The organism is Exiguobacterium sp. (genome assembly GCF_020832205.1).
Lineage (GTDB): Bacteria > Bacillota > Bacilli > Exiguobacteriales > Exiguobacteriaceae > Exiguobacterium.
The window spans coordinates 149,707-175,212 of the sequence record NZ_JAFIFD010000033.1 but is presented as its reverse complement, the minus strand read 5'-3'; the positions used below and the strand labels follow the sequence as shown (position 1 = coordinate 175,212).

At 54.3% G+C, this 25,506-nt stretch carries 29 protein-coding genes and 1 other annotated feature; of the genes, 3 read left to right on the top strand and 26 right to left on the bottom strand.

Annotated features, from left to right (window positions below):
* Positions 1 to 324: 324 nt before the first annotated feature.
* From JJU47_RS08370 to JJU47_RS08250, 25 genes are all read right to left on the bottom strand, one after another.
* Positions 325 to 1,584 (bottom strand): hemolysin family protein, encoded by a 1,260-nt coding sequence (locus JJU47_RS08370; protein ID WP_366511950.1) that lies wholly within the window; start codon positions 1,582 to 1,584, stop codon positions 325 to 327.
* Positions 1,585 to 1,627: 43 nt separating this feature from the next.
* On the bottom strand, positions 1,628 to 2,917 hold the full coding sequence (gene obgE, locus JJU47_RS08365) for a GTPase ObgE (protein ID WP_228618160.1): 1,290 nt from the start codon (positions 2,915 to 2,917) through the stop codon (positions 1,628 to 1,630).
* Positions 2,918 to 3,358, bottom strand: coding sequence for a Spo0B domain-containing protein (locus JJU47_RS08360; RefSeq protein ID WP_228618158.1), 441 nt, complete (start codon positions 3,356 to 3,358; stop codon positions 2,918 to 2,920). It lies immediately after the preceding gene.
* 66 nt (positions 3,359 to 3,424) lie between these two features.
* Entirely contained in the window at positions 3,425 to 3,706 is a 282-nt protein-coding gene (gene rpmA, locus JJU47_RS08355; RefSeq protein ID WP_016508537.1) for a 50S ribosomal protein L27, read from the bottom strand.
* Between the two features lie 12 nt (positions 3,707 to 3,718).
* Positions 3,719 to 4,054 (bottom strand): ribosomal-processing cysteine protease Prp, encoded by a 336-nt coding sequence (locus tag JJU47_RS08350; protein WP_228618156.1) that lies wholly within the window; start codon positions 4,052 to 4,054, stop codon positions 3,719 to 3,721.
* A 3-nt stretch (positions 4,055 to 4,057) separates the two neighbouring features.
* Complete coding sequence (gene rplU, locus JJU47_RS08345; protein WP_016508528.1) at positions 4,058 to 4,366, bottom strand: 50S ribosomal protein L21; 309 nt, start codon at positions 4,364 to 4,366, stop codon at positions 4,058 to 4,060.
* A gap of 15 nt (positions 4,367 to 4,381) precedes the next feature.
* Positions 4,382 to 4,453 (bottom strand) — a sequence feature (ribosomal protein L21 leader region).
* Positions 4,454 to 4,508: 55 nt separating this feature from the next.
* Entirely contained in the window at positions 4,509 to 5,831 is a 1,323-nt protein-coding gene (locus tag JJU47_RS08340) for a ribonuclease E/G (RefSeq protein ID WP_228618154.1), read from the bottom strand.
* Between the two features lie 43 nt (positions 5,832 to 5,874).
* Positions 5,875 to 6,732: a septum site-determining protein MinD gene (gene minD / locus JJU47_RS08335; protein WP_228618152.1), complete on the bottom strand. Its 858-nt coding sequence runs from the start codon at positions 6,730 to 6,732 to the stop codon at positions 5,875 to 5,877.
* A gap of 5 nt (positions 6,733 to 6,737) precedes the next feature.
* The gene (locus JJU47_RS08330) at positions 6,738 to 7,406 is read right to left on the bottom strand and encodes a septum site-determining protein MinC (RefSeq protein ID WP_228618150.1); all 669 of its coding nucleotides are present in this window, start codon (positions 7,404 to 7,406) and stop codon (positions 6,738 to 6,740) included.
* A gap of 5 nt (positions 7,407 to 7,411) precedes the next feature.
* Positions 7,412 to 7,906, bottom strand: a complete 495-nt coding sequence (gene mreD, locus JJU47_RS08325) for a rod shape-determining protein MreD (RefSeq protein WP_228618245.1) — start codon at positions 7,904 to 7,906, stop codon at positions 7,412 to 7,414.
* A gap of 1 nt (position 7,907) precedes the next feature.
* Positions 7,908 to 8,798 carry a rod shape-determining protein MreC gene (gene mreC / locus JJU47_RS08320; protein WP_228618148.1) on the bottom strand — a complete coding sequence of 297 codons (891 nt, stop codon included), beginning with the start codon at positions 8,796 to 8,798 and terminating at the stop codon, positions 7,908 to 7,910.
* Positions 8,799 to 8,811: 13 nt separating this feature from the next.
* Positions 8,812 to 9,849 carry a rod shape-determining protein gene (locus JJU47_RS08315; protein WP_024369864.1) on the bottom strand — a complete coding sequence of 346 codons (1,038 nt, stop codon included), beginning with the start codon at positions 9,847 to 9,849 and terminating at the stop codon, positions 8,812 to 8,814.
* Positions 9,850 to 10,053: 204 nt separating this feature from the next.
* The gene (locus tag JJU47_RS08310) at positions 10,054 to 10,890 is read right to left on the bottom strand and encodes a DUF2785 domain-containing protein (RefSeq protein WP_228618146.1); all 837 of its coding nucleotides are present in this window, start codon (positions 10,888 to 10,890) and stop codon (positions 10,054 to 10,056) included.
* Between the two features lie 112 nt (positions 10,891 to 11,002).
* Entirely contained in the window at positions 11,003 to 11,443 is a 441-nt protein-coding gene (locus JJU47_RS08305; RefSeq protein WP_228618144.1) for a hypothetical protein, read from the bottom strand.
* A gap of 62 nt (positions 11,444 to 11,505) precedes the next feature.
* Positions 11,506 to 12,135 carry a RadC family protein gene (gene radC, locus JJU47_RS08300; protein WP_228618142.1) on the bottom strand — a complete coding sequence of 210 codons (630 nt, stop codon included), beginning with the start codon at positions 12,133 to 12,135 and terminating at the stop codon, positions 11,506 to 11,508.
* Positions 12,136 to 12,158: 23 nt separating this feature from the next.
* Positions 12,159 to 12,746 (bottom strand): Maf family protein, encoded by a 588-nt coding sequence (locus JJU47_RS08295; protein WP_228618140.1) that lies wholly within the window; start codon positions 12,744 to 12,746, stop codon positions 12,159 to 12,161.
* Between the two features lie 136 nt (positions 12,747 to 12,882).
* Positions 12,883 to 13,590: a hypothetical protein gene (locus JJU47_RS08290; RefSeq protein WP_228618138.1), complete on the bottom strand. Its 708-nt coding sequence runs from the start codon at positions 13,588 to 13,590 to the stop codon at positions 12,883 to 12,885.
* A complete protein-coding gene (pilM, locus tag JJU47_RS08285; RefSeq protein ID WP_228618136.1) occupies positions 13,587 to 15,158 on the bottom strand; it encodes a pilus assembly protein PilM in 1,572 nt (523 codons plus the stop codon). The genes JJU47_RS08290 and pilM overlap by 4 nt, the downstream gene beginning before the upstream one ends.
* Before the next feature lie 12 nt (positions 15,159 to 15,170).
* Positions 15,171 to 15,932, bottom strand: a complete 762-nt coding sequence (locus JJU47_RS08280; protein WP_228618134.1) for a prepilin peptidase — start codon at positions 15,930 to 15,932, stop codon at positions 15,171 to 15,173.
* A gap of 72 nt (positions 15,933 to 16,004) precedes the next feature.
* Positions 16,005 to 16,451, bottom strand: a complete 447-nt coding sequence (locus JJU47_RS08275) for a prepilin-type N-terminal cleavage/methylation domain-containing protein (RefSeq protein ID WP_228618132.1) — start codon at positions 16,449 to 16,451, stop codon at positions 16,005 to 16,007.
* A 140-nt stretch (positions 16,452 to 16,591) separates the two neighbouring features.
* The gene (locus JJU47_RS08270; protein ID WP_228618130.1) at positions 16,592 to 17,809 is read right to left on the bottom strand and encodes a type II secretion system F family protein; all 1,218 of its coding nucleotides are present in this window, start codon (positions 17,807 to 17,809) and stop codon (positions 16,592 to 16,594) included.
* 4 nt (positions 17,810 to 17,813) lie between these two features.
* Positions 17,814 to 18,851, bottom strand: coding sequence for a type IV pilus twitching motility protein PilT (locus tag JJU47_RS08265; RefSeq protein WP_228618128.1), 1,038 nt, complete (start codon positions 18,849 to 18,851; stop codon positions 17,814 to 17,816).
* A gap of 4 nt (positions 18,852 to 18,855) precedes the next feature.
* Entirely contained in the window at positions 18,856 to 20,514 is a 1,659-nt protein-coding gene (locus JJU47_RS08260) for a GspE/PulE family protein (protein ID WP_228618126.1), read from the bottom strand.
* 1 nt (position 20,515) lies between these two features.
* A complete protein-coding gene (locus tag JJU47_RS08255) occupies positions 20,516 to 20,797 on the bottom strand; it encodes a hypothetical protein (protein ID WP_228618123.1) in 282 nt (93 codons plus the stop codon).
* Positions 20,794 to 22,020 carry a G5 domain-containing protein gene (locus JJU47_RS08250; RefSeq protein ID WP_228618121.1) on the bottom strand — a complete coding sequence of 409 codons (1,227 nt, stop codon included), beginning with the start codon at positions 22,018 to 22,020 and terminating at the stop codon, positions 20,794 to 20,796. The genes JJU47_RS08255 and JJU47_RS08250 overlap by 4 nt, the downstream gene beginning before the upstream one ends.
* Before the next feature lie 161 nt (positions 22,021 to 22,181).
* Between JJU47_RS08250 and JJU47_RS08245 the strand changes: the two genes are divergently transcribed.
* Genes JJU47_RS08245 through JJU47_RS08235 form a run of 3 tightly spaced genes read left to right on the top strand, consistent with a single transcriptional unit; the run spans position 22,182 to position 24,807 of the window.
* Positions 22,182 to 22,631, top strand: a complete 450-nt coding sequence (locus tag JJU47_RS08245) for a type II secretion system protein (protein ID WP_228618118.1) — start codon at positions 22,182 to 22,184, stop codon at positions 22,629 to 22,631.
* Complete coding sequence (locus JJU47_RS08240; protein ID WP_228618114.1) at positions 22,570 to 23,133, top strand: prepilin-type N-terminal cleavage/methylation domain-containing protein; 564 nt, start codon at positions 22,570 to 22,572, stop codon at positions 23,131 to 23,133. The genes JJU47_RS08245 and JJU47_RS08240 overlap by 62 nt, the downstream gene beginning before the upstream one ends.
* Before the next feature lie 18 nt (positions 23,134 to 23,151).
* A complete protein-coding gene (locus tag JJU47_RS08235) occupies positions 23,152 to 24,807 on the top strand; it encodes a hypothetical protein (RefSeq protein WP_228618113.1) in 1,656 nt (551 codons plus the stop codon).
* Between the two features lie 42 nt (positions 24,808 to 24,849).
* On the opposite strand, the gene JJU47_RS08230 is transcribed toward JJU47_RS08235, so the two are convergent.
* Positions 24,850 to 25,491, bottom strand: a complete 642-nt coding sequence (locus JJU47_RS08230; RefSeq protein ID WP_228618112.1) for a hypothetical protein — start codon at positions 25,489 to 25,491, stop codon at positions 24,850 to 24,852.
* Between the last annotated feature and the right edge of the window lie 15 nt (positions 25,492 to 25,506).

Here is a 25,506-nt window from a genome sequence, read left to right as displayed (position 1 = left end):
CCCCGGCTGGAGGTCCCTTTCATGCTATTGACGAACGAGATGCTCTCCCCGACATAAAATTGAAAAAATGCTACGCATCCGCTCCTTCCTGATCAAAAGATTGGCCAGCTTCTTCCGACCGTCAATGCATCAGAAAAAGACGAGAAGTCATCCGATGGCGCCGTAGACTCCTGAGGGGTCAGCGAGCGAAGGGAGACCCAGCAGCGTTTAGCGATGCGGTTCCCTGCTCGCCCCTAGGAAAGCGGAGGCGCCAAGAGGATGAGCGAAAAGCATTGTGTTACTCAACAAGCTGAAAGGGACCTCCAATTTGGAGGTCCCTTTGTCTTATGCTTCTTCAGCCGGTTCAGCTTGGTTCGTCTCGACCAACAGCTTACGGACGCGGCGTTTTTCGACGTGGAGAACGGTGAACGTCATGTCCTCATACGTGACACGCGCCCCTTTCTCTGGGATGTCGCCGAGCAATTCGACGAACCATCCTCCCATCGTATTCGAGTCTATTTCAGGTTCTTTAATGCCCATCTCTTCAGCAAACTCATCGACGTCCATGTCAGCCATACATTCGTATACGCCGTCACGGAGACGTCTCAAGTAGACGACCGATTCGTCGTGCTCATCCCAAATGTCGCCGACGAGCTCCTCGAGCATATCCTCGAGCGTGATGAGTCCGGCCGTTCCGCCGAACTCATCGAGGACGACGGCCATGTGCGATTGTTTTTGCTGCAGGACAGGGAGCAGTTCGATCAACTTCGTCTGTGGCGAGACGTACGTGAGCGGACGGATGAGTGCCCGGATGTCGGTCACTTCATCCCGTACCATCGAACGGAGGAAATCCCGTTCGGACAATACCCCGATGACGTTGTCGATCGAGTCTTTATAGACCGGCAAGCGAGAATGCCCGCCGCTGAAAATCGTGTCTTTGATTTCTTCGAGCGAATCGTCGATATCGACGGCGAGGATGTCGATCCGCGGCGTCAACACGTCATCGACCGTAATGTCGTTGAACGCGAAGGCGCTATGGACGAGTTCGGCCTCGGTCTCACCGAGCACCCCTTCCTCTTCCCCCATATCGACGAGCACTTTCAGCTCTTCTTCCGTCACAGACGGCTCTTTCGCCTTCATGCCGATGACACGAAGCGTCAGACGCTTCAGCCCAGTGAAGACGATGGTGATCGGCTTCAACACTTTGACCAAGAAGACGAGAATTCCGCTAATGAGCAGCGAATACTTCTCGGCGAACTCTTTGGCGAGCGATTTCGGGAGAATCTCCCCGAAGATCAAGATGAGCACCGTCGTCGCGAACGTCGAAACGAGCAGCCCCGTCCCTCCGCTGAAGATGGACGTGGCGATTGCCGTCGCGACGGTCGCCGACCCGATGTTGACGATGTTGTTCCCGACGAGAATCGTCGAGAGCGTATCGTCGAACCGGTCGACGAGGTCAAGGACGCGCTTGGCACCCTTATCCCCGTCTTCACTCATCCGGATCATCCGGACCCGGTTGACACTCGAGAGCGCGGTTTCCGCTGACGAGAAGAAAGCTGATAACAAAATCAATACTGCATAAAGAATTAAACTAGACGAGGGCACAGGGTCCACGTTTACTTCACACTCCGTTTCCTATTTCAAAAGATTATTCGACAAACTCGAACTCGAAGTCGAGGATGGCTACGACGCTTCCGTCCTCGGCACCGAGTTTGCGGAGATCGTCGTCGATTCCCATTTGGCGCATCTGACGGGCGAATCGTTTGATCGACTCGTCATGGTCGAAGTTCGTCATCTTGAAGAGTTTCTCGATGCGCGGCCCCGTGATCACGAAGCGGTCATAATCATCGATGTGGATTTGATATCCTTTTTCTTCTTTCTCGTAACGATAGACGACGCGTGGCGTGGCCGTCTTCTCTTCGAGTTCCTCGAGTGGGAACTCAGGCGTCGAATCGACGAGATTGGCTACTTCGATAAGAAGGTTACGAAGTCCTTCTTTGGCGAGTGCCGAAATTGGGAAGACTTTGACGTCTTCTCCAATCTTTTTCTGGAACTCGGCAAGATGCTCTTGTGCATCCGGCATATCCATCTTGTTGGCGACGACGATTTGCGGACGCTCGAGGAGGCGTAGATTATACGACTCGAGCTCGCGGTTGATCGTCGTGTAGTCTTCGAACGGGTCGCGTCCTTCCATGCCGCTCATATCGATCATATGGACGATTACTTTCGTCCGTTCGATGTGGCGCAAGAACTGGTGACCGAGACCGACACCTTGGCTCGCTCCTTCGATGAGTCCAGGAAGGTCGGCCATGACGAAGTCACGGTCGTCCGCTGTTTTCACGACGCCGAGGTTCGGTGTGATCGTCGTAAAGTGGTACGCCCCGATTTTTGGCCGTGCCGATGAGACGACCGACAAGAGCGTCGATTTCCCGACTGACGGGAATCCGACGAGACCGACGTCTGCGAGGAGTTTCAACTCGAGGCGCAATTCGCGCTCTTGACCTGGCTCCCCGTTTTCAGCGATTTCTGGTGCCGGGTTCGATGGTGTCGCAAAACGACAGTTCCCCCGACCACCGCGTCCGCCTTTAGCGATCGTGGCCCGTTGGCCGTGCTCGGTAAGGTCGGCGATGACAGTGTCTGTCGCGGCGTCAAAAACGATCGTGCCTGGCGGGACTTTGACGACGAGCGGTTTCGCTTTACGTCCATGCATCCCTTTCGACATTCCTTTTTCACCGTTATGGGCGATAAACTTTTTCGAGAAACGGAAATCAACGAGTGTCCGTAATCCTTCTTCTACTTCAAAGACGACGTCGCCACCGTGACCACCGTCACCACCTGCTGGTCCACCGTCTGGAACATACTTCTCGCGGCGGAACGCGACCATTCCTTTACCACCGTCTCCAGCTTTTACAAAAATATTAACCTGATCGACAAACATTTAATTCCCTCCTTTTAAACGAAACGTAGAACATTCTACAGTCTGTTCGTACACTTCGTCTGACGCGAACACACCTTCCGGCACGTTGCCGAAGACGCGAACCGTCAGTCCGTCCGTGAACGTCACATGAATCGGTCCATCCGTTCCTGACAGAAGACGGACAAGTTTGTCCGCCACGCATGCGTCGTCTAACGACACGCGGTCGGTCGATACCTTATAGGTCAACCGCCCTTCCCAATTCGCCTGTATGATAACGAGACTAGTCGCCGGCATGTTTAAGCGAATGAGCGCACTCTCCTCGTCGGCGTGCTGACGATATCGATCGTACAGCTCCTCGAGTCTATCAGGCTCGAGCGCCGCGTACAAGGAGATCATCTGAAGCCGATTCATCCATTCGTGACGGACGGTCGATAATAATTTCAGTGCTGCCTGTGAGTCCATTTGATCCTCTCCTAGTAAAAAAGACTCTAACCAAATAAGTGGCTAGAGTCTTCTGCGTGGTTCTACTTACGCAACTGGGTAAACGCTCACTTGTTTCTTGTCGCGACCAAGACGCTCGAAGCGTACTACGCCGTCAACTTTAGCAAACAATGTGTCGTCGCCACCACGGCCGACGTTTTCACCTGGGTGAATTTTCGTACCGCGTTGACGGTAGAGAATCGATCCAGCTGAAACTGTCTGTCCGTCAGCGCGTTTAGCGCCGAGGCGTTTCGAAATCGAGTCACGACCGTTTTTAGTCGATCCTACTCCCTTTTTCGATGCGAAGAACTGAAGGTTCAATTGTAACATGAGGTCCACCTCCTATTGTTCAATTTGGATATAATCACCGTAACTATGGGCGATCGTGTCTAGTTGCACGAGCATCCCTTCTAATAACAGTTGGGTGCGAGCCGCGTCCTCCGGTGATACATCAGGATACGTCTCGACATAAAAGTAGCCACCCTCTGTTTTGTCTGCCATTTCTACAAGAAGCGACTGGCCTGCGAGTACCTCGACAGCGTTATACGCCCCAAAGATGATGGCGGAAACGCCGGCACACACTAAGTCAGAACCGGGTTCAGCAAAGTTGGCGTGACCTGTCACTTCGACGGAACGAATCGACTTCGTCTCGTCTCGTCTGACCGTTACTCGAATCATAAATTACGCTTCGATTTTCTCGATGCGAACTTTCGTGTAAGGCTGACGGTGACCTTGCTTACGACGGTAGTTTTTCTTAGCTTTCATTTTGAAGACAGTGATCTTCTTCGCGCGACCGTGTTTAACGACAGTTGCTACGACTTTAGCGCCCTCTACGAGTGGAGCTCCGACTTTAACATCGTCACCACCAACGAAAAGAACTTCACCGAATTCTACAGTACCCTCGACATCAGCATCGAGTTTTTCGATGTAGATCTCTTGACCTGCTTCAACTTTGATTTGCTTACCACCAGTTTTGATGATTGCGTACATATACGTGCACCTCCTTGTTTAACTCAGACTCGCCATCCAGGGCAGGGCAAAACCGTTTCAACCCGTTCTGTGCGGTTGTAGCCATTTGGGTGCTTCCAAACGAACTAACGTTATAGATGATACCACTCTCGTTCAAACGTTGTCAACGACGTTGTACGAAATTTTGACATTCCTCGACCGTACCGAAAAAGGCGATGCCGGGCTCTCCGTCAACGAACAGTACTTCAAAGCCGAACGCGTCCCAGTTCCCGTCTTGCCATTTCTGTGGCAGCGACAACACGACGGCGTCGTGCGTCCCTAAATCGAGCAACGCCCGTTCGAGCCGCGAGAAGACGGCGAGCTTCGACGGACGCCCGTCACGCACCATCCGGTCTTGAATCGAACGGCCGGTCCGCTCCCGTGACAGTTCGAACAATCCCATCTTCGTGAAGCCGTACACTTCGACGCGGCGCGGGTCGCGCGCCCCGACTTCTTTCATTTTCTTCAATAGGCGTGTCTGTCCGTCTTTGGAGCCGCGCAAAAAGTCGATGACGACCATGCCGCCGATGTTGCGCAGCCGGAGCTGTTCCATGACCGTATAGAGCGCCGCCTCGTTGATCGTGTCGGCGGCCCGCCCTTTGTCTTTGACCGCGACGTTTTTGCCGCTGTTGACGTCGATGACGGTCATCGTCTCGACTTGTTCGATCAAGACGTACGCCCCGCCTTCGAGCCAAGCGACACGGCTCTCGAGTTTCTCGATCGCATCGTCCAGTCGGAGCGCTTCTTTCATCCGTCCTTTGCCGACGTGGCGCTCGACCGGGACGTCGAGCCGCTCAAGGCGTCGCTTCGCCTCCGCGTCGTTCGTCATGACGGACTCGATCGCGTGTCGGCGGGCGAACTGCTCACAGAGGAGCTCGTCTTGGCCGAAGCGGTTCTGTTCGACGTCCCGGGCCCGGGCGCGCAAGAGCTCGAGCTCTTCTTGCAGCGCCTGAGGGCTCGCTTGTCCCGACTCCGTCCGGAACAACACCCCTTCAGTCTCGTTGAGCGTGAACACTTTTGACAGCCGGTCTTGTGTGACGAGGTCGAGCTTGCGGCTGTACAGTTGCCGCCGCCCGTACGGGAAGTAGACGACATAGCGCCCACCGAAGCGGATGTTCTCCGTCACTTTATGGTGTTTGCCGTTGATGCCTTCTTTCGTCACTTGGACGAGCCGTTTCTCACCGACGACCGCTGCTTGTCCGATCGTCGGGACGTCCGGATACGCGGCGAGCGCTCGGAGCGTCTCGGCGATCGGGAGGAAGAACGTCGTCGCACCGTCGGTCAAAAACGCGGCACCGAGCGACGGGTGAATGCGTTCGACCGCCGCCTCGACGATCGTCCCGACTGACAGTTGGTCGATGAACCGTTCCTCGACCTCGAGCAATCGCTCCCCGTCAACGAGCATCGCCCGTTCGATCGACGGCGTCCGTTCATAGATGAGTTTCATGCACGTCTCTCCTTTCGACACAAAAAGGCAACTTTCGTTGCCTTCACGCTTTTTTCATTCCAAATTTCATCATGAGCCGTGTCCAGAAACCGACCGGCTTTTTATCTGTTTGAATCGACATGAGCGGAACCGACTCGCCGAGGATACGGCGCGTAATGTTCCGGTACGCTTGTCCGGCGTTGTTGTCCGGATTCATCGTCACCGGTACCCCGCGGTTCGCTGCGGCGATGACTTCCTCATCGTCAACGACGACACCGAGGAGGTCGATCGACAAGATGCGCATGATGTCATCGATGTCGAGCATGTCGCCCGATTCGACGAGGTGGTTCTTCACGCGGTTGACGATCAGTTTCGGTGCGGCGACGTGTTCGGCTTGCTCGAGCATGCCGATGATGCGGTCCGCGTCTTGGACGGCCGCCTTCTCCGGCGTCGTCACGACAACGGCCTCGTCTGCCCCGGCGATCGCGTTCATGAAGCCTTGCTCGATGCCGGCCGGGCAATCGATCAACACGAAGTCATATTCTGTCTTCAACTGGTCGATGATCTCTTTCACTTGTTCCGGTTGAACCGACGTCTTGTCTTTCGACTGGGCGGCCGGGAGCAAGTACATCTCTTCGAACCGCTTGTCGCGGACGAGCGCTTGATGCAGCTTACACTGGCCGTTAATGACGTCGACGAGGTTATAGATGCTTCGGTTGTCGAGTCCGAGGACGATGTCTAAGTTCCGAAGACCGATGTCCGTATCGACGAGACAGACCGAGTGTCCGGATAACGCAAGACCGGTCCCGAGGTTCGCGGTCGTCGTTGTCTTACCGACGCCACCTTTTCCCGACGTCACGACGATGGCCCGACCTTTCTTCACTTCTTTCGCTGTATGTACAGGCTCTACTACTTGCTCCATCAAACTCACCCTCTCTGTAATTCCATTGCATATGCGTCTTTTAATCCTGTCATCACTTGACGAAGACGCGTCATTTCAATGCCCTGATTTGTCTGATACGCGCAACCCATCTCGATTTCCGGAAGCGGTTCGTCGCCGTCTGACGCGAGCACGTGCTCGCCGATTGCCAGAAACTTTGGATGGAGCAGACTCGCGGTGATCACCGCGTCCTCCCATCCTTCGACACCGGCCCGGACATTTCCTCGTATCGTGCCTAAACAATAGATGCTTCCCGTCGCCCGGACTTCTGAACCCGGGTTGATATCCCCGATGATGAGCACCGAGCCGTCGAACGAGAGCACTTGTCCGCTGCGGATCGTCCCGCTATGGTAATGGAACGTCTTCTTGCCGTACGTCGCTTTCGCCTCTTCGGTCAACATGACCTCGCTCGAAAGCTCCTCGATATAAAAAACGCCATGACGAGCAACGACTTCACGAATTTGACGTGACAGCTCCTCGTCCAAATAACGAGTTCCCGCGTGCAATTTGAGTGCAATCTTCCCAGAGGGCGGCTCCATTTCTTGCAACGTGGCCTCTAACTCTAGGAGCACCTCATCGATGCCACTTCTTGGATTGAAGTGGATTGCAATCCCGTTGCGATGTCCTTTAATCGTAATGTGTCGTTTACGCTCCATCATGGCTACCCTCTCTTCGCTACAGGTCGCGGCGCCACGTATCGCGTCATCGGGTAATACAGTACCGCGATGGCGATCGCATTGACGACGAGCGTCCCTGGAATCTGTTCAACTAATAGTGTTTGAATGGTCATGGTCGTCCCGCCGATCGCTGCCATCACACTGTAAATCGTGAAAGAGAAGACAAGCATCATAAACGTGAACGTGATGACGACCGAGAAGAAGTTCTCACCTATATATTTTAACACGAAGCTGACTAAGAGAGGAATGAGTGAAAAAGTAAATAAGTAAATTCCGAGCAAGTCGGTGTAGACGATGTCATACAGTAATCCGAACACGAGCCCGAAACCGAGTGCCGACTCCCAGCGGCCATACAAACTGATATACATGAGCCCGATCAACGTCAAAGACAAAAACGGGGTCATGTAGTGCCACGAATAAATGGCGGCCCATGTCCCTTCAATAAGAAAGAGGAGGAACAGGGCGATGAACACTCTCATGTTACTCACCGGCTGCTCCTCCTTCCTCAGGACCCGTCAAGAACGGCTCTACGAGCGTTCGATCGATGACGAACATTTGTGAAAACTCGTTGAAGTCCGCCTCTGGCTTGATGCGGGCGACTTGAGACACGCCGTACTCGTCGGTCTCGATCGATTCGACCGTCCCGATGACGAGACCGGCCGGATAACGTCCGCCAAGCCCTGACGTTGACACGATCTCGCCTTCTTTCAACTCGACGCTATTCGAGATCTTCGTGAAGAAGAGCTCGTTCGTCTCGCTGTCGAAGCCGTCGATCGTCCCGTACGTCGCTTTGCCGTCCGCGTCTTTCACGACCGCCGAGACGTTGTTCGTCCGGTTGTTGTCGCTTAGGAGCTGGACTTGCGACGTGTAGGCGCTCGCCTGGATGACCCGACCGACCATACCGCCGGCGGCCGTGACGGCCATCCCTTTCTCGACGCCGCGTTCTTGACCGACGTTGATCGTCACGTAACGCTGCCAGTCGTTCGGCGTGCGCCCGATGACTTCGGCCGGGATGAGGTCGAAGTCACGAAGCGACGTCTCGCTCGCGTCGATCATTCGGCGCAGCTCCTCGTTCTCCCGGCGAAGGTCGTCGGCCTCGACCGACACTTCCGCATATTTCGTCAAATGTTGTTTCAACTGACGGTTCTCTTCATAGATATCCCGGACGTCCGAAATCGAGGACACCGTGCTGTCCATCCAGCCGATCGGCACGGTGAACACCCGTTGGAACGTCCCGACCACATCACGCGTGACGTCTTGGTACCAGGCGGATTCCGACCGTCCTCGAATCGAAACCCCTAAAATGACGACGAACAATATAATACCGATCAGCGTGATGATGAGCTTTTTATTGCGTACGAACCGGCTCATCGCTTTTCACCTCTCATCGACGCGACGAGATGCCTGATTTTGAACGGAGGACGTCCATCATTTCGAGAGATTTTCCTGTCCCGATCGCGACGCAGTCGAGTGGCTCATCCGCGACGAGCGTCGGGATGTGTGTCTCATCCGAGATGACATCGTCTAAGTTTTTAAGGAGCGCCCCGCCGCCTGTAAGGACGATTCCGCGATCCATGACGTCAGCCGCGAGTTCCGGTGGCGTCTGCTCGAGCGTTTGTTTCACGCCGGCAAGAATCGCTTCGACCGTATCCGACAACGCTTCACATACTTCAGAAGCCGAAACTTCGATTTGTTTCGGAAGACCCGTCACGAGGTCGCGACCGCGGATTTCCATCTTCTCGCCTTCGTTCGAGGCATCGATGCGGGCCGAGCCGATTTCCATCTTGAGCGACTCAGACGTCCGTTCCCCGATCATGAGGTTGTATTTATTTTTGATGTAACGAATAATGGCGTCATCCATTTCGTCACCGCCGACACGAATCGATTGGCTCGTCACGATGCCGCCGAGTGAGATCACTGCGACTTCGGTCGTACCGCCACCGATATCGACGACCATCGAGCCTGTCGGTTCCCAAACCGGGAGACCGGCGCCGATTGCTGCCGCGAACGGTTCTTCGATTGTATACGCTTCACGTGCGCCCGCTTGCTTGGCCGCATCTTCGACGGCACGTTTTTCAACAGACGTGATGCCGCTTGGTACGCAGATCATGACGTTCGTCTTCGACGAGAACAAACCGCTCTTTGACTTTTGTGCTTGCTCCATGAAGTACTTGATCATCGTTGCTGTCGTTTCAAAGTCAGCGATGACCCCATCTTTCATCGGACGGCGTGCCGTGACGTTGCCCGGCGTACGTCCAATCATATCCTTGGCCTGGTTACCTACGGCCTCAATTCTACCTGTATCTGTACGGAACGCCACTACGGACGGTTCACGAACGACGATGCCTTGACCTTTTACATAAACGAGCGTGTTAGCCGTTCCAAGGTCGATTCCGATTTCTCGGTTAAAACTACGAAACATACGTGCTGCTCCTCTCTTGATTACACTATTTTTTATTATAACGGAAAAATCATGTTTGAAAACGTTCATTCGATTACAGGTTATTTACAATCCCTGCATCTCAGTCCTGTCTCACCGTCTATTAGTGTGCCTTCTTTTTACGAAAAACGCAAATCAAAAAGCAAGCACGTGTAAGCGCCTGCCACAAGAACTCTTTCATCGTCGTCAAATCGTTTTCAAGGCGAGAAGCACTGCCGTTTGAAGAGTTTGCCGGTTCGTCTCGTGCGATTTGATGAACAAGCTCTTCAAGAACGTTCTCATATTATGGACGATGTGCCAATACTGTTCGGGTTCGAGTTGCTGTTTTTGGGCGCGCAACGTCGCTGGCAACTCCTCTAACAGGACGAGTACTTCCTGCTCGTCCATGCCTCGGTCGAGCAGTGCGAAGATCGGGTTCAAGAGCCGCTCATCCTCGTCATGCACATACACAGTCGGAACGAGCACTTTGTTCCATAGCGCCTCAAGCACCTCACCAAACTCCGTCTCGTCAAGCTGCGGATGCAAGACGAGCTCTTCGAACGCGTCGGCTACATGAGCGATGGAATGGGCCCAACCTTTTCCTGTCACATATCCTCTCGTGTCGATTTCACAGTCGAGATACGCCAACAGCTTCGCTTTTAACATGTCGATGTCCGTTTCAGACAAGAAGCGCTGTTGACGGTCTTGACCTAGAATCAGCGCAATCAATAGAGTCGAGAATGATCGGGTGAAGACCGTATCTGTCCCTGCTTCGCCGATGCCGTGGAATAAGTGATATTTGAGCGTCGTATGGAACATGTCCGCCAATTGCTCGCTCGTCAATTGCTCGTCTTCGATGATGAACCGATAAAAGAGCGTGTAAATCAACTGGTCTCGAAGCTCGGGATCCGTCGAACCGATATGATGAAGCATCGATTGGATGACCCGTTCCTCGTCAAGTTCCTGCAGACGAATCGTCCCGTTCTTGATGTCCGTCAACATCAATTTCAAATCCCGCTCCTGATCAATGATATCCTCATTCATGCTGCCTCACCTTCCCTCTCAATTCACCTGATGGTAACGTTTTCGACACCGTGTTGAACGAGTCCTCTACACACAAAAAGCAGGCGCGTATACGCCTGCTTCATATGGATGATCAACTCCGCGTCGAAAGGGACAGCAACAGCATCGCCCCGTAACAGATGACAGAGATGACGAGAACCGGTTGAAAGAACCGGGACGGCTTTTGCCGTGTCGCCCCGGCCATAAAGCCAGACACTGTTACTACGAATAAGTACACCCCGACGTACGTGAAGACGAGTTGCCCGATCATCTGAAACACTTGTGAATCGAGCGTAGCGTTCCCCCATGCGAGAAACAATGCCAAATAGGCGATGAAGGCGACGATCCCGAGTCCAACGATGATGAGCGGGGACAAGCGGTCGGCCCAGTGGCCTTCTCGAAGACGTTGAAACAACGCCATACTGATCAAGACGAATAGCACGAAGACGACGAACGTCAACACGAGCGGTTCGAGCGGGACGAAGCTCGCTAGAAACGCGAAGCTGATGATTAAAAGCCAAAGCAATTTTTCCATTGTGAACACCTCGTCTGCCAGTATAGCAAACTTAGCACACATTTGGAAAACTTTTCCCAAATTCAGCCATTCATATACCCACGCTGTTTCATGCTGACGTAATGGTCCTCGCCGATAATGACGTGGTCGAGGCAAGCGATGCCGACGATGTTACCGGCTTCGACCAATCGCTCCGACACTTCGATGTCTTCCCGGCTCGGGGTCGCGTCGCCGCTCGGATGGTTATGCACGGCGATGAAACATGCCGCCGACAGCTTGAGCGCCTCACGGAACACGTCCCGTGGATGGACGATTGACGAGTTCAACCCGCCGACGAAGAGCGTCTTCCGGGCAATAAGCTGATTTTTCGTATTCAAATACAGACAGACGAAATGCTCTTGATTGAGGAGCCGCAGCTCGTCCCGGAGCAGTTCATACGCGTCTTGCGGCGAGCGGATCGTCGGCATCTCCGACTTCGGTTCTTCGACATAACGGATGCCGATTGTGAACGCCGCAAGCAACTGTTCGGCCTTCTTCTTCGTCATCCCTTCGATTTGACAGAGGTCGCTCACGGACGCCTGCGACAGCGCCCGAAGCGTCGGATATACGTCGGACAGCCTCCGGGCGGTCGCACGCGGGTCACCGCCCCGTCCTCCGATTTGAAGCAGTCTGGCGATGGCGGTTTCCACACTTCGGTCGAGCACCATGGTCATTCCTTCACCTACTTTCGCATCATTCACAGAAAGCGCGGCGTCACCCCATGGCCTTCAAGCGTCCGGACGAGCGGCTGGAGCGGCAGTCCGACGACGTTGTAATAGTCGCCTTCTAACCGCTCGACGAACAGACCGCCTGACCCTTGGATCCCGTAGGCGCCGGCCTTGTCATACGGCTCCGCTGAATCGAGATACCCGTCGAGCCACGCTTCCGGGATGTCGATGAACGTGACGCGTGTCGCCGTGACGAACAAGTCCTGCCGCTCGGGTCCGAGGATACTGACGCCGGTGAGCACGTCATGCGTCGCCCCCGACAACTGCTCGAGCATCCGTCGCGCCTCTTCCCGGTCGCTCGGTTTCTCAAGAATGTTCCCGTCTAATACGACGACGGTGTCCGAACCGATGACGATCGCGTCACGATTGTTTCTCGCCACGTCGAGCGCTTTCTCACGGGCGAGACGCCCGACATAGTCATCTGGCGCTTCTTGTCCGTTGACGCCCTCGACGACGTTCGATGGAATCACTTCGTGGTGAATGCCGGCCTTGGCCAATAGTTCGGTCCGCCGCGGTGACATCGAGGCGAGGATGACACGTTTCTGTGTTGATTTCATTGTATCGACTCCTTCTCATCTGTTGTAACGGGCTTCCTTCCCGTTTCACGCTTCCCTGTTGATTGTAGGCAAAACGGCAGCCGAACACAATGTCAGCCGACTGAAAAACGCCCCTTCTTTTTGAAGGGACGTCTCGTTATGGCGAAGTATAATCGTACACCGGGATGTCTTTTCGCGGGAACGTTTGCGTCGGCACGAACCGGTCTTCGATGAGTTGCGTCAAGTCCGGACGATAGAAGGCGTCGAGTTCGACGGTGAAGTCGAGCGGCGCGATCACGTCCGTCGTGTTCGGTCCCGTCTCGGCCGGTCCAGTGAATTGAACGGTCCGCAAGATGTGGATCCGGTTCATCGACTCGACCGACTCGAGGAAGAGGACGAGCGCGTCATACGTCTCGGCTTGGAGCGAAACGGTCGCCCGCACCGAGGACGCGTTCACCGGAGTGATGTCGACCGGTCTCGCCGGTTCAGACGTCGCACTGACGTCCTCCGGGTCAATCGGTTCGATCGTCTCGGGCACTTCCGACTCGGCGAGGATTCCGTCCGCGAAAGCGATGCTCGTCACGTTGACGCTTGAAAGCTGGCTCGCCTGTGACAGCGCCTCGACGACGGTGTCTAACGCAGGCTCGGCCGGCACGCGCGTCTGGAGTCGCTGCGAATCGGCGACATCGACGGCGCGGCCTTCTTGCCGCATAAGCTCGAGCTTCGTCTGTTCAAGCGACAGTTCGCGCTCGAGTGCTTTCACGTCACTTTGTTTCATCACGTACGTGTAGCCGAAATAAGCCGGGACGGCGATGGCCGTGAACAGGCACAGTGTGAACAACAAATAAATCGTCGAGCGTTTCATTGGCTCACCACCTCCTCATCGGTCGTCGCTTCGGTCTCTGGCTCTTCGGCGTCAACGAACGTGAACGTGAATTCGCCGATGTAACGCGGGAGCGGCTCGTCGGTCAGAGGAGTCGGTTCGTCCGTGTCCGTCTCTGTGTCGGCTTTCGTCTCGGTCGTGACGCCGAGCAGTTTGACGTTCTCAAACCGCGGGTCGGTCAAGAGCGCGCGTTGGAACGCGTTCAAGTCCGGCAACGTCTCGAACTGGGCACGGACGCTCATGAGCGAGCCGTCGGCGTAGTTGTACGTCAAGACGTACCCGGTCGGCGGCAATTGCTCGGTGAGCGCACGAAGCGCCGGCACCGCTTGTTTCTCTTCGTTCGCAAGCGACGTCACCGTCTGTTCGAGCGACAGCACTTGCTGCCCTTTCGAATTCACTTGCTCCGTCTGATAAATGCGCACGAGCTGCAACTGTTCGTTCACTTGCGCTTCTTGCCGTTCGAGCCCTTGCACTTCATAGTACAAGAAGCCGGCGAGCCCTCCACCGATAAGGAGGGAGACGAGACTCGCGACGATCGGCCAGCGGAGTGTGACGTCGGTCGAATTAATGAAGTTCGCGTCACGGTCACGGTCGAGTGTCGCCATCCCGAGGAGCGGCAACATCTGGTGCGACAGCGGCGTCGCGTGTGACAACGGGAGCGGGTCATCGCTCCGTTTGACCGGCACCATCGCTTCCGCCTCGATTGTCTGGACGAGGTCATCGAGTTCCGGGATCGTCCCGGAGACGAGGAGCTCGTCGATCGGGCGACCGTCCGTGCGGAGCGAGTAGCGGTAGAAGTCGAGGAAGCGTGACAGCTCGTTCAACCAGTCGTCGGTCTGGCTCGCGAGCGTCTCATCCGAACCGTTGAACGTGTATGTAACCCCGCCGTCTGTCGTGTCCGAGCGGTACGAGAGGTCGGTCTCGATGGCGCGGATGAAGCGGACCTGTCCTTCCTCAAGGACGAGCAACTGGTGCGCGAACGGCGTCACGTGCCAAAGAAGCGTCGACTTGAGCGGGTCGAGCGTCTCAAGGCGGGCCACACCGTTAGCGACAGCGACCGGGCGCGGAACGATCTTCTTCAAGACGAACCCGCGTTTTTTCATATAACCGCGAATCGCTTTCGTCAACTCGACCGAGACGGCGTGCAGCATGACTTCGGTCTTCGTCTCCGTTTCGCCGAGCACCTCGTAGTCGAAGGCGACGTCGTCGAACGGCAAGATGATCGAACTGCCGATCTCCATGAACAAATAACCGCGGATCTCGTCTTTCGGGATGTTCGACGGGATGTCGACTTTTCGAGACAACACTTCCGTCTCGGCCATGTCGACGGCACAGACCATCCCTTTACGTACTTTCAATTTTCGGCACAACTCGTCGAAAGCGAGGCCGAACGCGTTCTCGTCTTGGATCCGTCCTCCGGCATAGGCGTTTTTCGCCAACTGGACGGAAGCGCTCCGTTTGAAGACGCCTTGTTTGATCACGGCCCCGTGGATGCTGAGCGCATCGAACGAGAAGTACGCGACCGTTCCTTTCTCTATAGCCCGGCTCATGCTAGTTTCCCCCTACAATAAATCAAAATACCAATCAAAAAAGCGTTCGCTGAACCAAAACGTCAGCATCGTCCCGAGTGCGATTGACGGGACGAACGGGATCGGCTGTTTGCGGCCGATCCGTTTCAGCCCGATCAACGCGAGACCGACGACGGCACCGATCAAGCTCGCGAGGAACAACGCGACGAGCACGTCACGCGGTCCGAGCACGAGTCCGATCACTGTAAATAGTTTGACATCGCCGGCCCCAAGTCCCCCTTTTGAGACGAAAAAAACGGTGGCGAGGACTGAAAATCCTAACAACGCCCCGGCGAGCGGCCCCCACCACGTCGCCCCTGACAGATAGGCGAGTGCGAGCAGGACCGGTGCCGTATAGAGCAAGATGACGTTCGGCACGAGCATCGTCGACAAATCCGACATCGCCAAAGCGAGGAGTGTCGACAAGAAAACGAACGCGAGCAGCGTCGTCCCCGAGAAGCCGTACAGCCAAAAACTATAACCGTAGCCGATCGCCCCGAGCAGTTCGAACAGCGGATACGTCGGCGCGATCCGTCCGCCACAGCCGCGGCATTTGCCACGGAGGAACAAGTAGCCGAACACGGGAACGAGTTCCCATGCTGACAAGACGTGGCCGCAAGACGGGCAGTGCGACCGTGGCGTCACAATCGATTGCTTCTGTGGCATGCGGAGCCCGACGACGTTCGTGAACGAAGTGATGATTGCTCCGAGCACGATGCTGTAAATGAGTCCAATAAGGTCAACCAATTTGGTCACTCCTTCTGTAAGTATATGCCAAAAATAGAAAACCGGCTAGGCTGAGCGAGTGCCCAGCGCCAGCCGGAGGGATTATTCGGTGTCTACGATTGCATCTTTATTAATTGCTGATTCTGCCACAGGTGTAGAAGCACCAATTGCTTTTTTCCCAACGAGTTGAACAGAATAGCTGTATTTGTTGCCATCTGGTGTAATAGTTACAAGTGCTTTAGAGTATTCATCTCCAAAAGGATCGTTAAGCTTGGAAATATAACTTTGTCCAACTTCTTTTGTAAAATCTAGACTTGCAGCTTCAGGGTTCGATGCTGTATGTAACTTCGCCGCACTCACCATCTGTTTCGCATCCGCAACCATCGCATCCTTCTTCGAGTTCTCAATAATTCCACCAATCGCGACAACAGCGATGGCTGCAATAATTCCTAAAATTACGACGACGACGAGTAACTCGACGAGTGTGAGGCCGCGCTCATCTTTCAATTGTTTCGCATCTTGCCAAATCATTTTCATTTTATCCAACATGACTGATTCTCCCCTTTTGTGTGTTGTGCTGTGTATTGTGCTGTATTCATTACCTAAGACCTAGAACAAGTAGAACAATTTTACTATACATTCAAAATTTGGTGTTGAAAAGTAGTTTATGTGCATAAACTAAGAATTTTCTACTGATTTTGGATATCCCCATAAATTTGGAACATCGGGACGACGATGGCGATGACGATGACGCCGACGATGCTTGCGAGCACGACAATCAGGAGCGGCTCAATGATTGACTTCAACCGGTCCGTCGTCGTCTCGACTTCAGTCTCATAAAACTCGGCGACTTCGTTCAACATCGAGTCCAAATCCCCGCTCTCCTCGCCGACCGCGATCATTTGGGTCATGAGCGGCGGGAAGTTGTTGTTGCGCATGAGCGGCTCGTGGAGCGGAATCCCTTGCGCCATACTGTTGCGCGCCTCACCGAGTCCTTTACGGATGACACGGTTCGAGACGATCTTTTCCGTGATCTCGATCGCCGACAAGATCGGTACGGCCGCTTGCAGCAAGACGGCGAGACTGCGCGTCAGTAACGCGATTTGCGACTTCAGGACGATTGGCCCAAAGATCGGCAGCTTCAACAACAGACCATCGATGATGAATCGTTCTTTATCCCGCTTCAACATCCACGTGAAAATCAGTATGCCGAGGAGCGCCACCCCGAAGATGAGCCACCAGTAGGCGGCGACAAAATCGGAGACGGCGACGACGAGACGGGTGATGAGCGGCAATTCGCCGCCGAGCTGTCCGAAGATGCTCGCGAACGTCGGCACGACGTTCACCATGAGGAAAGCGACGACACCGATGGCAACGATCGAGACGACGAGCGGATACGTCAACGCCGAGATGACTTTTCGTTTCACGTCGTACTGCTTTTGAAGCTGCAGCCCGATTTGATCGAGCGCTTCCTCTAAGTTCCCGCTCGCCTCGCCCGCTAGCGCCATCGAGCTGAAGAAGTTCGAGAAGACGCGCGGATGCTTTTTGATCGCCTCGGAATAGGCGATCCCTTCTCGAAGATCGTCCTCGACTTGGCTGAGCGTTTTTTTGAGCACTTTTGATTCGGTCTGGACGCGCAAAATCGACGTCGCCCGGACGATCGGCACGCCGGCTCGGATGAGCGTCGCGAACTGGCGCACGTACATAATCAAATGTTCGATTTTCACCCGCTCCGGGAGCAGGTTGATCTCCGTGTTCAGTCCGGTCGACTCGAGTTCAGACAGTTCGGTGACGAGAATCGACTCTTCGCGGAGCTTCTCTTTCGCCTCGCGAATCGAGACGGCCGTGATGCGTCCTTTTTTACGACGTCCGTTCAACAGCTTGCCTTCATATTGGAATATGGCCATACGGTCACCTCATTTCTTCGTTCGGCACGGCGTTCGGGTTAATGATGCCTTGCCGGACAAGTTGCTCGATAGATGCGTCCATCGATTGCATCCCGCTCTGCCGGTTCGTCTGGATGACAGTCGGGAGCTGGAACTCTTTTTCGTTGCGGATCAAGTTGGCGACGGCCGCGTTCCCGAGCATGATCTCCATCGCGGCGACGCGTCCTTTCGGGACGTCGACACGCGGGAACAACCGCTGGCTGACGACGCCTAACAACACGTTCGCGAGTTGCGTCCGGATTTGGTCTTGCTGCTCGGCCGGAAACGCGTCGATGATGCGGCTGACGGTCGACATCGCGCTCGACGTATGGAGCGTCGCCATGACGAGGTGTCCCGTCTCGGCCGCTGTCATCGCCGTCGAGATCGTCTCGAGGTCACGCATCTCACCGAGCAAAATGACGTCCGGGTCTTGTCGTAGCGCGGCCCGGAGACCGTTCACGAACTTCATGACGTCCGAACCGATCTCACGCTGGTCGACGATGCTCTGGTTATGGGAATGCAAATACTCGATCGGGTCTTCGAGCGTGATGATCCGTTTACGCTGCGTCCGGTTGATTTCATGGATCATCGCGGCGAGCGTCGTCGATTTCCCCGATCCCGTCGGCCCGGTCACGAGGATGAGGCCGTGCGGTTTCTCGATGAGCCGTTTCAATACCGGCGGCAAATCGAGCTCGTTTAGCGTCGGGATTTCCCCGGAAATGGAACGGAAAGCGATGGCGACCGTTCCCCGCTGGTAGTAGGCATTGACGCGAAAACGCGACACGCGCGGGACACCGAACGAGAAGTCGAGGTCACGCTGGACTTCTAAGCGTCCCCGCATCTCCTCGGTCATGATCTCTTTTAAATAACTTTCGATGTGATTCGGCAACACTTTCTCCTCGCCCATCGTGACGAGGCTGCCGTCGATGCGAAAAATCGGCGGCGAACCCGCGGTCAGATGAATGTCCGAGGCGCGCTGTTCGACCGCTTTCGTCAATATCACTTCAATCGATTGATGGATCATCTCATCACTCCGTTATGACTGTTCTAAGGATCTCCTCGGTCGTCGTCAATCCTGACGCGACTTTCTCTAACCCGTCGGCGAGTAAAAACCTCGCCCCGTTTTGTTTCGCGTAGTCGACCATCTCGGCCTCGGTCGCCTGGTTCATGATCATCCGGCGTAACCCTTCATCAATCGGTACGACTTCGTGGATGGCTAGGCGTCCCCGATAACCGGTAAAGTTGCACGACGCGCAGCCGCTGCCGCGGACGACGTGCTCGATCGCCACCCCTTCGTTCGCGAACAGTTCTTGCTCGCGTTTCGAGACAGGCTGTTCGTGACCGCAGTCGCGGCAGACGCGGCGCACGAGCCGCTGGGCGACAAGGCCGGACGTCGAAGCGGCGACGAGGAACGGTTCAACCCCCATATCGACGAGTCGGGTGATCGAGCTGATCGCCGAGTTCGTATGGAGCGTCGAGAGCACCAAGTGACCGGTGAGCGAGGCGCGGATCGCGATCTCAGCCGTCTCCGTGTCGCGGATCTCCCCGACCATGACGATGTTCGGGTCTTGGCGGAGAATCGAGCGCAGCCCTGAGGCGAACGTGAGACCGACTTTTGCGTTCACTTGCACTTGGTTGATGCCGTCAAGCTGATACTCGACCGGGTCCTCGACTGTGATGATGTTTTTCGATTCATCGTTCAGTTCTTTCAACGACGCGTACAGCGTCGATGATTTCCCCGACCCCGTCGGCCCCGTGATCAAGATGATCCCGTTCGGCCGTTTGAGCATGTCGCGGTAGACGAGTTCGTTGTGCTCGCCGAAGCCGAGCTTCGTCAAATCGGTCAGCCCTTCTGACGAGTCGAGCACCCGGATGACGATTTTCTCGCCGTACATCGTCGGGAGCGTCGAGACGCGGAAGTCGTACGGCCGGTCGCGAAGCGTATATTTGATGCGTCCGTCTTGCGGTAAGCGGCTCTCGGTAATGTCTAAGTTACTCATGACTTTCAGCCGCGTCAGCATGACGCTTTGAATCTTCTTCGGGTACACCGCCTCGGTGCGAAGGTCCCCGTCGACCCGGAAGCGGACGTGGAGCTGCTTCTCGTGCGGGTCGAAGTGGATGTCTGAGGCGCGTTGGTCGATCGCGCTCAAGAACAGCTGGTTGACGAGCCGGATGACCGGTGCGTCGTCACGCGATGCCGTCTCTTGGCGTTCGATCTCGGGCGCTTCGTCTTTTAAAATCTCAATGAGCGAGGCGTCCATTTCGTAATAGCGGCTGATCGTCTTGCGAATCTGTTCGCGCGTGGCGATCCCAACTTCGATGTTCATCCCGGTTTGCAGGCGAACATCGTCGATCGCAATCAAATCAAGGGGATCCGCCGTTGCTACGAACAGCGTGTTCCCCTGTAATTCGATCGGCATGATGTCGTGCTTTTGGGCGATCGCCTTTGGCACAAGTTTTGTCACGGTCACGTTGATGTCTTGTGCGTATAACGCGATGATCGGCACGTTCAATTGTTCGTGGAGCACTTGAATCAACTGCGTCTCCGTCAAATAGTTGAGCCGCATGAGCGTATCACCAAGTTTTTCCCCGCGCCGTTTTTGGGCGAGTGCCTCATCGAGCTGGGCCGTCGTAATCATGCCCGACTCAATCAACATTTCCCCTAATCGTTTCTTCGTTCGTCTCACCTTACTTCACCATCCTCTGAGGTACCTCCTGGGCGACGTCTCGTCGTTCGATGAAGACGCTCAAGGCGGCGCCGCCCGCGATTCCGAGGGCGAGGACGAGCCAAGCCCACCACGACCGTTCGAGAGATTCCATGTACATCGTGTACACCCCGAACGAGAGCACGGCCACGAGGAGAGCGAGCAACAGCTTCGTCTCACGCTTCCGTACGTACGGGACCGACAAGGCGAACAGCGTCAGCGTGGCAAGCACCCAGAAGGCGAGCAAAATCAAATATCCAATCATCCGACTGCCTCCTCGCTTGTTTCCGGAACGGTTTCGAATACCGGCGGTTCTTCTTCAAATTCATACAATCCGTCATTCTCTACATCGTCACCGAACGGGTCATCTTCCAGTAATTCATCCGGAAAAGTTGGAATGACCGGCTCGACCGGCTCTGGCGGCGGAAGCGGGACTGAACTTTTCGTCACGATCTCAGGGACCGGTTCATAGAAGTCGAAACCGAGCAACTCGAGTGTCTCGCCGGCTTCGGTCACGCGGACGCGGTACAGCTTCCCGGACTCACCCGCTTGACCGGATTGCGTCACAGACGAGCTGCCGGCCGGGAGCGACGGGCTGAAACGGACGACGTTTTGATACGGTACGCTCACGACTTGTTCGACGCGCGACTCGTACGCCGCTTCGAACGCTTTCCCGAGCAATTGCACGGTCATCGTGTTCCCTTCGTTCAAGACGATGAGGGCATATGCCGTCTGTTCCGTGTTTTGAACGGCGAAGTTCGACCGCTCGTCGACTAAGACGTCGTAGCCGAGCTCGACATCACTCGGGAGCGTCTCGTGCGGGACGCGCTCTAAAATCTTGAACGGGGTCGCTGCGAACAGTTTATAAAGCGACTGGCCGATCGTCGTGAGTGCGTCAAAGTCGTCCCCGAACGCTTTTAGGCTGAACATGTCGCCCGCGTTCATCTCATATCCGTTCATCCGTTCGAGCGCCGAACGCATCGCCGGTGTCGGACTAATCGTCACCGTGGTGACAACTTCGTTCTCTTCGGCGATCGTCTCAAGTGCGACGTTCGAATCGAGCTTAGATGCCGATGATGTGAGCGGACCGGTCACCATCGTCATCGTCACCGGCTGATTGTCGAGGTACGGTGTGAGCCGCTCCTCATCGAGCGCTACGGCGAGCGGATAATCGCCCGGTTCGGTGATGGCGTCGAGTGTGCCGTCGACGTTGAACGTGACGACATCTTTCCCGACCTCGAGCGCCGTCCCGTCGACCATCGCGACGGTGAACGGCGTATTGTTGAAATCTTTGACGGCGTTGTCGAGTCGGACGACCGCCTCTTCTTTCGTCATCCCCGACACGTCGATGCCGGCGACACGCGTGTCTTTATATGTAGAACTCGTCTTCGCGGCCACGTCCAAATAGTTGACGAGCCCGATCGTCGGCAACGATACGAGCAGTACGAGACATGCCAGGATGAAAAAGTGCATCCCATATCGCTTCATTCCAATTCCCCCTAGTTGTGAATCCATGAGACTTTCGATGGACTATCCGAAATCACTGTAACTTTAGTATAATATGCATTGTACAGAAAATAACAATTAAATCATGGAATTAGACTGTTTTTCCCTACAGTTTTACTTTTTTTGAAAAGGAGGTCAACGTGTTGAAGCGTTCTGAACAAGGTTTTACGCTCGTCGAAGTACTCGTCTCGATTGTTATTCTATCAATTGTCTCTTTCTCCTTGTTAAATATATTTAGCCAAAGCTTGAAAACGACGAATGATAATTTGAATCGTACGATTGCCAATCAAGTCGCACAGAATACGTTACATACGTTAGATCGAAGAGCCTCTTCGCTCGAAGAAGCGCTCTCACTTACGACGCTGACACCGAGCGGGCCTTGTCCGTTTTGTGCGGAGATCAACGGACAATCTTTCAATGTAGACGTGACAGAGATCGGCCCCACCCAATCCGGTCATACGATTGAGCTTGAAGTATCTGTCACGACAGACACAATGTCCTCCCCCGTCCGATTGAAAGGAGTGATCTCGAATGCGACGTTACGTGAGCCGTTCCCTGAAACGGCTGTCCCAGAAAGCGAAAACGTTAAGTAAAGAATCAAACGGGTTCACTTTAGTCGAATTGCTTGTGACAGTCGTCGTTGCCTCCATCTTGAGCGGCGTCATCATAACGGCCTTCATCTCAGGCACGCTCGGATTCCGCTTGACGAATGAAACAAGTGAGCTCCGTAGTGAGGCGGACTACTTGGTCTCATCCATCCTCTCGGAGGTGAACCGAAGTCAATTCGATGCGGTCACTCAAATCGATGACACGTTTCAATTCCATCGCCTGTCAGACCCAAATATAGCTGAATCAGGCATGATTTATCGTGAGGCCGGCTATGAAGCCATCCCACTCAACCTATCAAACGAGTCATATGAACCGAGCAATCCAAACATCGTACTTGAAGCAATCTCAATTCAACTTATCGATCCAACTTATGACAAGCGTCGTCCGAGTTATATGACAAGTGGCTTACTTGAAATCGAGATGCGGTTATCGCTCGCTACTAATCCTGAATCAGCGAAGACGTTTAAAAGTTCTATCCCATTCTAAAGAAAGGAGGTCCTCCTCATGCAAAAACGTGAAGAAGGATACGTGCTCGTCCTTGTCCTCGTGACGATGGCAGCACTCGCGGTGCTGTCACTCGCCGCGATGCAAGTCAACCTCGTCACGAACAAGTTGACCGTCATCCGAACCGAAGACACACAGTTAAACGAGGATGCGAAAAGCGCCCTCAACTTGATTGCGGCGGACGTTCGCAACAAATTCCCACTCCATGACGCACAAGCCGTACCTGAGCACATGGTGTCAGAGGCCGCGTTCGATAGCGCGATTCAAGACGTGCTCGCAGTGAATTCGCCATTTGAATCGTTAGCTGAAACGAGCGACAGTACTATCACCTACTCGATTCGTCTTAAAGAAGACGAAGCCGCAAATCTGCTTGAGACAGCTCCTTTCACAAAGATTTTGCAAGTGAATGTCATCGCGAGCCGCCAGATGAACCCCGAGCAGCCACGCTTATCCGTCGAGTACACACAAGATCTCTATTTGACGGCGTTGCCCTCTTTCTTATACTACGTGCTCGGTTCCGACCAGCAGTTAGCCGTCAATGGTATGCCCACCGTGAAAGGGAATATTTACTCGGGTGGTCCGTTCACGTTGACGCGCCCTGCCAACTACCAATTGAACGGCGAGGCAAAGCAACTCCAAAACTTGTCCACAAGCCGCTTTTATTTAGATGGACGAATCGACGTGCCGGACCTTTCCTCCTGCAATGTGTGTCGTCAGCCGAACTATTTCACAACCGGAAACAGCGTCGCGAACGAGTTTCCAGACGCCGGACCGGTCACGAGCCAATTCTCACCGTTCCAATTTGATTATTCTATTATCGAGTTCGTGAACCGGCGACTGTCTCAAAAATTACCATACACGAACACGGTCGAAGCTACACTTTTCAAACAGTCGACACTTCCTCGCACGAACCTCGTGTTCGAGACAGAACGTGTCATCAGTGACGATGGCTCAACCATTATCGAACGTCCGAGTCCTTATTTGGCAAAACGGCTCTATGACCGTTTGACCAATCCGACTATCGTGACGCTACCGCCTTCTTTGACGGGAAGCGCGATGGTGATTACCGAGTCAATTGCGAAAAACGAGAATCCGCTCCTGTTTGACGGCGACCTCACGATTGATTCACTTAACCATATTTCAATCGATCGGCCGCTCATCGTAAACGGTGACTTGACGATTCAAGGAAACGTCTCGTTTGAATCTACCGTCTATGTGCTCGGTGATAGCGTGATTGATCGTGCAAACATTCGTCCACTCAATGAAAATGACCTCAACTCGCTCGTCCTTCTTTCAAAAGGAAAAATCTTACTGAATCGGATTAACGAGTTTGAAACAGGTTCGACGTCCCTCCAAGCCTTTTTATATAGTGACTCCTTAGAAAAGACGCAAGTGTATGCGGTGGGGTCGGAGCTCCAAATAAAAGGTGGACTGTATAGTCGAGGTCCGCTCGACGTGAACGTCTTCCGTGGCCGTTACCCAGAGGCGAAAGGACTTTCGGCGACTCAGTACTTTGAGCAAAACGTTCCCGAGCAAGCGCCTGAGCATTCTCGACTCCAATTGACGTATAACGATGCGGTCTTTAATCAATTGAACACGTTGCCTGTTACCAATCAGCTTCAATTTTTCGTCAGCCAACCAGTCCAACTTCAATAGACAGCTAAGACCCGCGCTCAACCGACTGAGCGCGGGTCTTTTTTAACGTTGATTCATCCAATTCAGGACGGCATCTGATCGAAAATCACGGGCCAACTGTTCGTGTGTCGACGTCCATAGCGCCCCGTTCGCGATTAACCGTTCGATGAGCGTCACATGATTATGTCGAACCGCTTGATATAAAATCGATTCTTTCGCTTGTATCGGAATGTCCGCATCTGCATCAAGTAATGAAGTAACGGCGTCCAAGTCAAGCGCATCGGCTGCGAGTACGAGCAGCCGATCATCGCGTACTTCTTCATGTACGACTTTCCATTTCTCGGCATCGGCGTTCTCGCCGTATACTCTTGCCATCAACGGCTCACCGTTCACTTCTGCGAACGGGTTCGCCTCATGATTCAAGTAGGTCCGAACCACCTCGCTCGTTCCAAGTTGTAACGCTTCTAGGAATAGCTCCGGCGTCGGCTTGACTTTCTCTGACTGAATCGCGAGTTCAACCGCTTCCCACTCGCCTCGCTGTTGAAGCCGGTGAACGTCTTCCGTAGTCAAATCGCGTTTCGAAGCAATGGCTTCTTGTAATTCGTTACCTTCAAGGGAGTTGAGATCGACTGTCGCTATGTTCCAAACGTATAGACCAAGTAAAACAACGACCACTAACGCAAACAGCATCCATTTTCGTTTCAATTGATTTCCAACCTT